Origin of the sequence: Leeia aquatica, assembly GCF_012641365.1 — a bacterium.
Lineage (GTDB): Bacteria > Pseudomonadota > Gammaproteobacteria > Burkholderiales > Leeiaceae > Leeia > Leeia aquatica.
On sequence record NZ_JABAIM010000001.1, the window covers coordinates 1,274,050 to 1,285,547 of the forward strand.

Annotated in this window: 10 protein-coding genes; all 10 read right to left on the bottom strand. The window is 59.4% G+C overall.

The window, feature by feature from the left end; genetic code table 11:
* Positions 1-834 carry a 50S ribosomal protein L2 gene (rplB, locus tag HF682_RS06580; protein WP_168876409.1) on the bottom strand — a complete coding sequence of 278 codons (834 nt, stop codon included), beginning with the start codon at positions 832-834 and terminating at the stop codon, positions 1-3.
* 10 nt (positions 835-844) lie between these two features.
* On the bottom strand, positions 845-1,147 hold the full coding sequence (rplW, locus tag HF682_RS06585; RefSeq protein ID WP_168876410.1) for a 50S ribosomal protein L23: 303 nt from the start codon (positions 1,145-1,147) through the stop codon (positions 845-847).
* Positions 1,144-1,764: a 50S ribosomal protein L4 gene (gene rplD, locus HF682_RS06590; protein ID WP_168876411.1), complete on the bottom strand. Its 621-nt coding sequence runs from the start codon at positions 1,762-1,764 to the stop codon at positions 1,144-1,146. Before rplD ends, rplW begins: the two co-directional genes overlap by 4 nt.
* Positions 1,764-2,408: a 50S ribosomal protein L3 gene (gene rplC / locus HF682_RS06595; RefSeq protein WP_168876412.1), complete on the bottom strand. Its 645-nt coding sequence runs from the start codon at positions 2,406-2,408 to the stop codon at positions 1,764-1,766. The genes rplD and rplC overlap by 1 nt, the downstream gene beginning before the upstream one ends.
* 94 nt (positions 2,409-2,502) lie before the next feature.
* Positions 2,503-2,814 carry a 30S ribosomal protein S10 gene (rpsJ, locus tag HF682_RS06600; protein ID WP_168876413.1) on the bottom strand — a complete coding sequence of 104 codons (312 nt, stop codon included), beginning with the start codon at positions 2,812-2,814 and terminating at the stop codon, positions 2,503-2,505.
* Positions 2,815-2,829: 15 nt separating this feature from the next.
* Positions 2,830-4,020 (bottom strand): elongation factor Tu, encoded by a 1,191-nt coding sequence (tuf, locus tag HF682_RS06605; RefSeq protein WP_168876414.1) that lies wholly within the window; start codon positions 4,018-4,020, stop codon positions 2,830-2,832.
* Positions 4,021-4,055: 35 nt separating this feature from the next.
* Entirely contained in the window at positions 4,056-6,152 is a 2,097-nt protein-coding gene (fusA, locus tag HF682_RS06610) for an elongation factor G (protein WP_168876415.1), read from the bottom strand.
* A 56-nt stretch (positions 6,153-6,208) separates the two neighbouring features.
* Positions 6,209-6,679 (bottom strand): 30S ribosomal protein S7, encoded by a 471-nt coding sequence (rpsG, locus tag HF682_RS06615; protein ID WP_168876416.1) that lies wholly within the window; start codon positions 6,677-6,679, stop codon positions 6,209-6,211.
* 102 nt (positions 6,680-6,781) lie between these two features.
* Complete coding sequence (gene rpsL, locus HF682_RS06620; protein ID WP_168876942.1) at positions 6,782-7,156, bottom strand: 30S ribosomal protein S12; 375 nt, start codon at positions 7,154-7,156, stop codon at positions 6,782-6,784.
* A gap of 116 nt (positions 7,157-7,272) precedes the next feature.
* Complete coding sequence (gene rpoC / locus HF682_RS06625) at positions 7,273-11,472, bottom strand: DNA-directed RNA polymerase subunit beta' (RefSeq protein WP_168876417.1); 4,200 nt, start codon at positions 11,470-11,472, stop codon at positions 7,273-7,275.
* Between the last annotated feature and the right edge of the window lie 26 nt (positions 11,473-11,498).

Genomic DNA, 11,498 nt, shown 5'->3' on the forward strand with positions numbered 1-11,498 from the left:
TTACCCTTTATTCGAGAAGCGGCGACGTACGATCATGCCGGTAGTCCGCTTGTTGCTGCGGGTACGCAGGCCCTTGGTCTTCTGACCCCACGGGCTGACCGGATGACGACCAGCGGAGGTACGACCTTCACCACCACCATGCGGGTGGTCGATCGGGTTCATCGCCACACCGCGAACGGTCGGGCGAATACCACGCCAACGGATGGCGCCGGCCTTGCCGTAGGAGCGCAGGCTGTGCTCTTCGTGACCCACTTCACCGATGGTCGCGCGGCAGTCCACGTGCACCTTGCGGATTTCGCCAGAGCGCAGACGCAGCTGAGCGTACAGGCCTTCGCGAGCCAGCAGCTGTACCGAAGTACCGGCGGAGCGAGCCAGCTGGGCACCCTTGCCCGGGCGCATTTCCACCAGGCAAATGGTGGTACCCACCGGGATGTTGCGCAGCGGCAGGGCGTTACCTACCTTGATCGGGGCTTCAGAGCCGCTGATCAGCTGTGCACCCACCTTCAGGCCTTTGTTGGCCACCACGTAGCGACGTTCGCCGTCGGCGTAGCACACCAGCGCAATGTGGGCGGTACGGTTAGGATCGTACTCGATGGTTTCCACAGTTGCCGGGATGCCATCCTTGTTGCGACGGAAGTCGATCACGCGGTAATGGTGCTTGTGACCACCGCCACGATGACGGGTGGTGATATGACCGTTGTTGTTACGGCCGGACTTCTGCGACTGGCTTTCCAGCAGCGCAGCGTGCGGGCGACCCTTGTGCAGACCCGGGGTCACGACCTTGACAACGGCACGGCGACCAGCGGAAGTCGGTTTTACTTTAACGATAGCCATTATGGACTCCTTATTCGCCAGCCGCGAAGTTGATTTCCTGGCCCGGCTTCAGGCACACGAAGGCCTTCTTCCAGTCCTTGCGGCGACCCATGACCTTGCCGAAGCGCTTTTGCTTGCCCTTCATGTTGGCCACTTGCACCGATTCAACTTGCACCTTGAACAGCAGTTCGACTGCCGCCTTGATTTCCGGCTTGGTAGCATCCTTCACCACCTTGAACACCACTTGCTCGAACTTGTCGGCCAAGCGGGTGCTCTTCTCGGAAATCTGCGGAGCCAGCAGCACTTGCATCAGACGTTCTTGATTAAAGCTCATGCCAGCCACTCCTCAAACTGCTTCACCGCTTCACGGGTCAGCACAACCTTGTCAAAGCGCACCAGGCTCACCGGATCTGCTTCGGGCACTTCCAGCACCAGGGCGGACACCACGTTGCGAGAAGCCAAGAACAGGTTTTCGGTGATTTCGTGCGACACCAGCAGGACGTTTTCCAGACCCATGGCTTTCAGCTTGCCCACGAATTCCTTGGTCTTCGGCGCATCGATTGCCAGCGCATCCAGAACCAGCAGGCGGTCTTCACGCACCAGCTGCGACAGGATGGCGGCCACACCGGCGCGGTACATCTTGCGGTTCACCTTCTGGGTGAAGTTTTCTTCCGGCAGGTTCGGGAAAATCTTGCCACCGCCACGCCAGATCGGGCTGGAAGCACGACCGGCACGAGCGCGACCCGTACCCTTCTGGCGCCAGGGCTTGCGATTGGACTTTGCCACTTCGCTACGACCCTTTTGCGCACGGTTACCGCTACGGCCGTTGGCACGGTAAGCGGTCACCAGCTGGTGCACCAGATCTTCATTGTAATCACGGCCAAACAGGGCGTCGGAAGCTGTCAGCGACCCCACCACTGCACCGGTATCATTGATAACTTTCAGTTCCATTACGCACCCGCCTTCACACTGGGACGTACCACCACGCTGCCACCCTTGGAGCCTGGCACCGCACCCTTCACCAGCAGCAATTGACGCTCAGCGTCAACCCGCACCACTTCCAGGCACTGCACGGTACGCTTCACGTTACCGTACTGACCGGCCATTTTCTTGCCCGGCAGCACGCGACCCGGATCCTGCGCCTGACCGATGGAGCCCGGCGTATTGTGGGAGCGGGAGTTACCGTGGGAAGCACGGTTGGAAGAGAAGTTGTGACGCTTGATCACACCGGAGAAGCCCTTACCTTGGGTGGTACCGGTCACATCGACCAGCTGACCCGAAGCAAACAGCTCAACCGACAGGGCCTGACCCGGCTGGAAAGAAGCCAGCGCGTCAGCGGCCACGCGGAACTCGGCCAGTTCCTGCGCTGCTTCAACCCCAGCCTTGGCCAGGTGACCAGCCAATGCCTTGTTGATACGGCTGGCTTTTTGCTCGCCCACTGCAATTTGCAGGGCGGCATAGCCATCCACATCCGGGGTCTTGATTTGCGCAATACGGTTGTGCGACAGATCCAGCACCGTTACCGGGATGGTTGCACCATCATCGGTAAAAATGCGGGTCATGCCGACCTTGCGACCGACAAGTCCTAAACTCATAATAATTTCCTTTTCAGGCTCGGTTACGATTGACCGAAAAATGAAAAACGGGCTCGCAATAGAGCGAGCCCGCGATTCTAACAGCAGTTGCAGATTATTGCAACTTGATCTCTACGTCGACCCCAGCCGGCAGGTCCAGCTTCATCAACGCGTCAACCGTCTTGTCCGTCGGGTCCACGATGTCCATCAGGCGCAGGTGGGTACGGATTTCGAACTGGTCACGAGACGTCTTGTTCACGTGCGGCGAACGCAGCACGTCAAAACGTTCGATCTTGGTCGGCAGCGGAACCGGACCCTTGACCACAGCGCCAGTGCGCTTGGCAGTGTCAACGATTTCCTGGGCCGAGCGGTCGATCAGTTGATAATCGAATGCCTTGAGGCGGATGCGGATCTTTTGGTTCTGCATGATAGTCGCCTTTGATTATTCGATGATCTTGGCAACCACACCGGCGCCAACCGTGCGACCACCTTCGCGAATCGCGAAGCGCAGACCGTCTTCCATCGCGATCGGGGCGATCAGGGCTACCTTGATCGACACGTTGTCGCCCGGCATCACCATTTCGGTGCCTTCCGGCAGCTCAACCGCACCGGTCACGTCGGTGGTACGGAAGTAGAACTGCGGACGGTAGCCGTTGAAGAACGGGGTGTGACGGCCGCCTTCATCCTTGCTCAGCACGTAGATCTCGGCGCTGAACTTGGTGTGCGGGGTGATGGAACCCGGCTTGGCCAGCACTTGGCCGCGCTCGACTTCTTCACGCTTGGTGCCGCGCAGCAGCACGCCAACGTTGTCACCCGCTTGACCTTGGTCCAGCAGCTTGCGGAACATTTCCACGCCGGTGCAGGTGGTCTTGATGGTGGCCTTCAGACCCACGATTTCCACTTCTTCGCCGACCTTGATGATGCCGCGTTCAACACGGCCGGTCACCACGGTACCACGACCGGAGATGGAGAATACGTCTTCCACCGGCATCAGGAAGGTGCCGTCGATGGCGCGTTCCGGTTCCGGGATGTAGCTGTCCAGTGCGGCGGCCAGCTTGAAGATGGACGGTTCGCCGTATTCGGACTGGTCGCCTTCCAGCGCCAGCTTGGCGGAGCCGGTCACGATCGGGGTGTCGTCACCCGGGAAATCGTACTTGGACAGCAGCTCGCGCACTTCCATTTCGACCAGTTCCAGCAGTTCGGCGTCGTCCACCAGGTCTGCCTTGTTCAGGTAGACGATGATGTACGGCACGCCAACCTGGCGGGCCAGCAGGATGTGTTCGCGGGTTTGCGGCATCGGGCCGTCAGCTGCGGAGCACACCAGAATGGCGCCATCCATCTGGGCGGCACCGGTAATCATGTTCTTCACGTAGTCGGCGTGACCCGGGCAGTCCACGTGTGCGTAGTGGCGGCCTTCGGTTTCGTACTCGACGTGTGCGGTGTTGATGGTAATACCGCGGGCCTTTTCTTCCGGCGCGCTGTCGATCTGGTCGTAGCCCTTGGCTTCGCCACCGAACTTCTTCGACAGAATGGTGGTGATCGCTGCGGTCAGGGTGGTCTTGCCGTGGTCAACGTGACCAATGGTACCTACGTTGACGTGCGGCTTGGTCCGCGTGAATTTTTCCTTAGCCATCTTGATTCTCTTCCTTAGCTATAGAGTGAATATGCTTACTTCTTGCTGTTGATCACGGCGTCGGCCACTTGGCGCGGCGCTTCAGCGTAGTGCTTGAATTCCATCGAGTAGGTTGCACGACCTTGCGACATGGAGCGCAGCGTGGTCGAGTAACCGAACATGGCGGCCAGCGGAACTTCAGCCTTCAGCATCTTGCCACCTGCCGGGTTGTCATCCATACCCTGGATGATCCCGCGGCAAGAAGACAGATGACCCATGATGTCACCCATGTACTCTTCCGGGGTTTCGATTTCCACCGCCATCATCGGCTCCAGCAGCACCGGCTGAGCCTTGCGCATACCGTCCTTGAACGCCATGGAGGCGGCCAGTTCGAACGCCAGCTGCGAGGAGTCCACATCGTGGTAGGAACCGAAGATCAGGCGAACGCGAACGTCCACCACCGGGAAGCCGGCCAGAATACCGCTCTTCAGGGTGTTCTGGATGCCCTTGTCGCAAGACGGGATGAATTCGCGCGGAATCACGCCACCCTTGATCTCGTCGACAAACTCGTAGCCACCGCCTTCGCCCATCGGCTCCAGCTTGATCACCACGTGACCGTACTGACCCTTACCACCGGACTGCTTGACGTGCTTGGCTTCTTGCTCAACCGAAGCACGGATGGTTTCACGGTAAGCCACTTGCGGGGCGCCAACGTTGGCTTCAACGCCGAATTCGCGCTTCATGCGGTCAACCAGGATTTCCAGGTGCAGTTCACCCATGCCGGAAATGATGGTCTGGCCCGATTCTTCATCGGTACGCACGCGGAACGACGGATCTTCCTTGGCCAGACGACCCAGTGCCAGACCCATCTTTTCCTGGTCAGCCTTGGTCTTCGGCTCAACGGCAACGTGAATCACCGGCTCCGGGAATTCCATGCGTTCCAGCACGATCACATTGTTCGGATCGCACAGGGTTTCACCGGTGGTCACATCTTTCAGGCCGATGGCGGCAGCGATGTCGCCAGCGCGAACTTCGTCAATTTCCTTGCGGTCAGCCGCGTGCATCTGCACGATACGGCCAATACGCTCTTTCTTGTCCTTGACCGAGTTCAGCACGGTATCACCGGAGTTCACCACACCGGAGTACACGCGGAAGAAGGTCAGCTGGCCGACGTACGGGTCGTTCATCAGCTTGAAGGCCAGGGAAGAGAATGCAGCGGAGTCATCCGCAGCACGCGAAGCCGGGGCACCGCTCTCGTCCGTACCTGCAACCGGCGGAATGTCGGTCGGTGCCGGCAGATAGTCGATCACCGCATCCAGCATGGCCTGCACGCCCTTGTTCTTGAAGGCGGTGCCACACATCATCGGCACGATTTCGCTGGCGATGGTACGCGCACGCAGACCGTGCTTCACATCTTCAACGGACAAGTCACCTTCTTCAAGGTACTTGTTCATCATGTCTTCGGAGCATTCGGCGGCGGCTTCAACCATCTTCTCGCGCCATTCCTGGGCAGTCGCCTGCAGGTTGGCCGGGATGTCGCGCAGCTCGAACTTCATGCCTTGCGAAGCTTCATCCCAGTAGATGGCCTTCATGGTGACCAGGTCGATCACGCCTTCGAAGGTGTCTTCAGCGCCGATCGGGATCTGAATGGCAACAGGGTTGGCCTTCAGGCGCAGCTTCATCTGGTCAAAGACGCGGAAGAAGTTGGCACCTTGACGGTCCATCTTGTTGACAAAGGCGAGCCGGGGCACACCGTACTTGTTGGCTTGACGCCATACGGTTTCCGACTGCGGCTGCACGCCACCTACCGCACAGTACACCATGCAGGCACCATCCAGCACACGCATGGAGCGCTCCACCTCAATGGTGAAGTCCACGTGACCCGGGGTGTCGATGATGTTGATGCGGTGCTCGGGGTACTTGCCGTCCATGCCCCGCCAGAAGCAGGTCGTCGCAGCGGAGGTAATGGTAATACCCCGTTCCTGCTCTTGCTCCATCCAGTCCATGGTGGCTGCACCGTCGTGCACTTCACCGATTTTGTGCGACACACCGGTGTAGAACAGAATGCGTTCGGTGGTCGTAGTCTTGCCGGCATCAATGTGCGCACTGATGCCGATATTGCGATATCGTTCGATAGGTGTCTTGCGTGCCACAGCTCACTACCTTGTCAACAAGTTGATAAAGAACATCGGGTTCACAAACCCACCGCTTAGAAGCGGTAGTGAGCAAACGCGCGGTTGGCTTCAGCCATGCGGTGCACTTCGTCACGCTTCTTCATGGCGCCGCCGCGGCCTTCCGCTGCGTCAAGCAGTTCACCAGCCAGACGCTGGTCCATCGACTTTTCGCCACGCTTGCGAGCCGCTTCGCGAATCCAGCGCATCGCCAATGCCATACGACGAGCCGGACGCACTTCCACGGGAACCTGATAGTTCGCGCCACCAACACGACGGCTCTTCACTTCAACCATCGGCTTGGCGTTCGACAGTGCCTGGGTGAACACTTCCAGCGCGTCCTTGCCGGACTTCTTGCTGATTTGCTCCAGAGCACCGTACACGATACGCTCGGCGACGGACTTCTTGCCGTCTTCCATGATCGTGTTCATGAACTTTGTCAGGTCTTTGTTACCAAATTTCGGGTCCGGCAAGACTTCACGCTTGGGAACCTCACGACGACGTGGCATGTTACTTCCTTTACTAACGGTTCAGTTGAGTGGTTTGGCCACTCGCGATCATCCATCAGATGATCACTTACTCGACGGACGGGCCGCCGCGAAAAAATCCAATCAGGCCTTCGGGCGCTTTGCACCGTACTTGGAACGAGCCTGCTTACGGTCCTTAACACCTGCGGTGTCCAGGCTACCGCGCACGGTGTGATAACGCACACCCGGCAAATCCTTCACACGACCACCGCGGATCAGCACCACCGAGTGTTCCTGCAGGTTGTGGCCTTCACCACCGATGTACGAAATCACTTCGAAGCCGTTGACCAGACGCACCTTGCAAACCTTACGCAGTGCGGAGTTCGGCTTTTTCGGAGTGGTGGTGTACACGCGGGTGCACACGCCACGCTTTTGCGGGCAGGAATTCAGTGCCGGCACCTTGCTTTTTGCCGGAGCACTTTGGCGCGGTTTACGCACCAGTTGGTTAATAGTTGGCATTGTTTCTTCCTGACAAATGAACAGGCGACGCACGAACGCCGCCCACCGTAAAGACCGCGGATTCTACGCTCTGGAATAGCGGCTTGTCAAGCAAGCCGCTGATTCTCCGGCAAATTTCAGACCAGCTGTTCAGCTTGCCCGTCCACGCCCTCACCTTCTGCTGGCACAAACTGCTCTTCCGCCAGCAGCTCGCCGCTTTCCTTGCGGCGGCGTGCCGTGTGGTACGCCAGGCCGGTACCGGCCGGAATCAGGCGACCCACGATCACGTTTTCCTTCAAGCCACGCAGGTCGTCCTTCTTGCCCATGATGGCGGCTTCGGTCAGCACGCGCGTGGTTTCCTGGAACGATGCAGCCGAAATGAAGGAGTCGGTCGACAGCGATGCCTTGGTAATACCCAGCAACACATTGTCAAACTCGGCCGGCTGCTTGCCTTCTGCCACCATGCGTTCGTTTTCGGTCAGCACCTCTGCACGCTCGACTTGCTCGCCTTGCAGGAAGGCGGTGTCGCCGGCGCTGGAGATCACCACGCGACGCAGCATCTGACGCACGATCACTTCGATGTGCTTGTCGTTGATCTTCACACCCTGCAAGCGATACACCTCTTGCACTTCTTCGGTGATGTAGCGCGACAGGGCTTCGATACCTTGCAGGCGCAGGATGTCGTGCGGATCCACCGGACCGTCGACAATCACTTCACCCTTGTTCACCACCTGACCGTCGTGGACCAGCACGTGCTTGTCCTTCGGAATCAGGTATTCGTGTGCCACGCCATCCAGATCGGTCAGCACCAGGCGTTGCTTGCCCTTGGTGTCCTTGCCGAACGACACGGTACCGGTAATTTCCGCCAGCATGCCGGCATCCTTCGGCGAACGGGCTTCGAACAGCTCGGCCACGCGCGGCAGACCCCCGGTAATGTCGCGGGTCTTGGAGCTTTCTTGCGGGATACGTGCCAGCACGTCACCCACGTTCACATCCTGACCATCCTTCACCGAGATAATGCAGCCCACCTGGAAGGTGATGTTCACCGAGGTATCGGTGCCGCTCAGCTTCACTTCGTTGCCGTTGGCGTCCAGCAGCTTCACCTGCGGGCGCACGCCCTTGGTGGAGCCGGCACGACGCTTCGGATCAATCACCACCAGCGTGGACAGACCGGTCACATCGTCGATCTGCTTGGCAACGGTCACACCCTCTTCGACGTTCTCGAACTTCACCTGACCGGCGTATTCGGTAATGATCGGACGGGTATGCGGGTCCCAGGTGGCCAGCACTTGACCTGCCTTCACCGGTGCACCATCGGTCACTTGCAGCATGGCACCATACGGCACCTTGTGACGTTCGCGCTCGCGGCCATTTTCTTCCTGAATCACCACTTCGCCGGAGCGGGAGATGGCAATCAGTTCATTCTTCACGGTGGTCACATAACGCATCGCGCCGGAGAAGCGGGCAATACCGTTGGACTTGGTTTCCACCTGGCTGGCCACTGCTGCACGCGACGCCGCACCACCGATGTGGAAGGTACGCATGGTCAGCTGGGTACCCGGCTCACCGATCGACTGCGCGGCCACCACACCCACCGCCTCACCCACGTTCACCATGTGACCACGGCCCAGATCGCGGCCATAGCACTTGGCACACAGGCCGTAGCGGGTGTCGCAGGTCAGCGCAGTACGCACCTTCACTTCGTCGATGCCCAGCGCTTCGATGCGTTCGACTTCATCTTCGCCCAGCAGGGTGCCGGCTTCGTAGACGGTTTCGCCGCTTTCCGGGTTCACCACGTCCACTGCTGCCACACGGCCCAGAATCCGCTCACGCAGGGCTTCCAGCACGTCACCGCCCTGCACCACGGCCTTCATGGCCACGCCATTCTTGGTGCCGCAATCCTGCTCCACCACCACCAGATCCTGGGTCACGTCGACCAGACGACGGGTCAGGTAACCGGAGTTGGCGGTCTTCAACGCGGTATCGGCCAGACCCTTACGGGCACCGTGCGTCGAGATGAAGTACTGCAACACGTTCAGGCCTTCACGGAAGTTCGACGTGATTGGCGTTTCAATAATCGAGCCATCCGGCTTGGCCATCAGACCCCGCATACCGGCCAGCTGACGAATCTGCGCTGCAGAACCCCGGGCGCCGGAGTCGGCCATCATGTAAATGGCGTTGAAGGACTCTTGATCCACCGTCTTGCCTTCACGGTCGACCACCTTCTCGGTTTTCAGCGCGTTCATCATGGCGGTGGCCACACGGTCACCGGCACGACCCCAGATATCCACCACCTTGTTGTAGCGCTCACCCTGGGTCACCAGACCGGAGGTGTACTGTGCCTGGATCTCGTTGACTTCCTTCTCGGCTTCGGCCAGCAGGGCCAGCTTTTCCGCCGGGATCAGCATGTCGTCAATACAGATCGAGATGCCGGCACGCGTAGCATAGGTGAAACCGGTGTACATCAACTGATCGGCGAAGATCACGGTGTCACGCAGGCCGCAACGACGGAACGAGGCGTTGATCAGCTTGGAGACTTCCTTCTTCTTCAGCGCCTTGTTGACGAAGCTGAACGGCATGCCCTTCGGCAGAATCTCCGACAGGATGGCACGGCCCACCGTGGTTTCATAGCGGGTCAGCTTGTTGACCAGCTCACCCTCTTCGTTACGCTCCCACTCGCGGATGCGCACGCTGATACGGGTGTTGAGCTCGATCACCTTGTTTTCGTAAGCACGCAGGGCTTCGGCCACGTCTACAAAGGCCATGCCTTCACCACGCCCGTTGATCTTGTCACGGGTGATGTAGTACAGACCCAGCACGATATCCTGCGACGGCACGATGATCGGGTCACCGTTGCTCGGCGACAGCACGTTGTTGGAGGCCAGCATCAGGGTGCGGGCTTCCATCTGTGCTTCCAGCGACAGCGGCACGTGAACGGCCATCTGGTCACCGTCAAAGTCGGCGTTGAAGGCGGAGCAGACCAGCGGATGCAGCTGGATGGCCTTGCCTTCGATCAGCACCGGCTCGAATGCCTGGATACCCAGACGGTGCAGGGTCGGCGCACGGTTCAGCAGAATCGGGTGCTCGCGGATCACATCTTCCAAGATGTCCCACACCACCGGGGTTTCCTGCTCGACTTCACGCTTGGCCGCCTTAATGGTGGTGGCAATGCCCATGGCTTCCAGCTTGTGGAAGATGAAGGGCTTGAACAGCTCCAGCGCCATCTTTTTCGGCAGACCGCACTGGTGCAGACGCAGCTGCGGACCCACCACGATCACCGAGCGGCCGGAGTAGTCCACGCGCTTGCCCAGCAGGTTCTGACGGAAACGACCGCCCTTACCCTTGATCATGTCGGCCAGCGACTTCAGCGGACGCTTGTTGGCCCCGGTCATGGCCTTGCCACGACGACCGTTGTCCAGCAGCGAATCCACCGCTTCCTGCAGCATGCGCTTTTCGTTGCGCACGATGATTTCCGGTGCCTTCAGCTCCAGCAGGCGCTTCAGACGGTTGTTCCGGTTGATCACGCGGCGGTACAGGTCGTTCAGATCGGAGGTCGCAAAGCGCCCACCATCCAGCGCCACCAGCGGGCGCAGGTCCGGCGGCAGCACCGGCAGCACTTCCATCACCATCCATTCCGGCTTGATACCGGAACGCTGGAAGGCCTCCAGCACCTTCAGGCGCTTGGCAATCTTCTTGATCTTGGTTTCCGAACCGGTGGCATCCAGCTCGCGATGCAGACGCTCCACCTCGGAGGTGAGGTCGATGGCACGCAGCAGGGCACCGATCCCTTCCGCGCCCATTTCAGCACGGAATTCATCGCCGTATTCTTCCACCTTGTCGAGGTAGTCTTCTTCGGTCAGCAACTGCGCCTTGTTCAGCGGGGTCAGACCGGGATCGATCACCACATAGGCTTCGAAGTACAGCACGCGCTCGATGTCGCGCAGCGTCATGTCCAGCACCATGCCCAGACGCGACGGCAGCGACTTCAGGAACCAGATGTGGGCGGTCGGCGAAGCCAGTTCGATGTGACCCATGCGGTCACGACGCACCTTGGCCAGCGTAACTTCCACGCCGCACTTCTCGCAGATCACACCGCGATGCTTCAGGCGCTTGTACTTGCCGCACAAGCATTCGTAATCCTTGGTCGGGCCAAAGATACGGGCACAAAACAGGCCGTCGCGTTCCGGCTTGAACGTACGGTAGTTGATGGTCTCCGGCTTCTTCACTTCACCGAACGACCAGGAGCGGATCTTCTCCGGCGACGCCAGACCGATCTTGATCGCGTCAAATTCGTCGTCCTGCGTGACCTGTTTGAAGAGATCGAGCAAACCTTTCATATATCCTCCAAGTCGCAGAGGGCCGC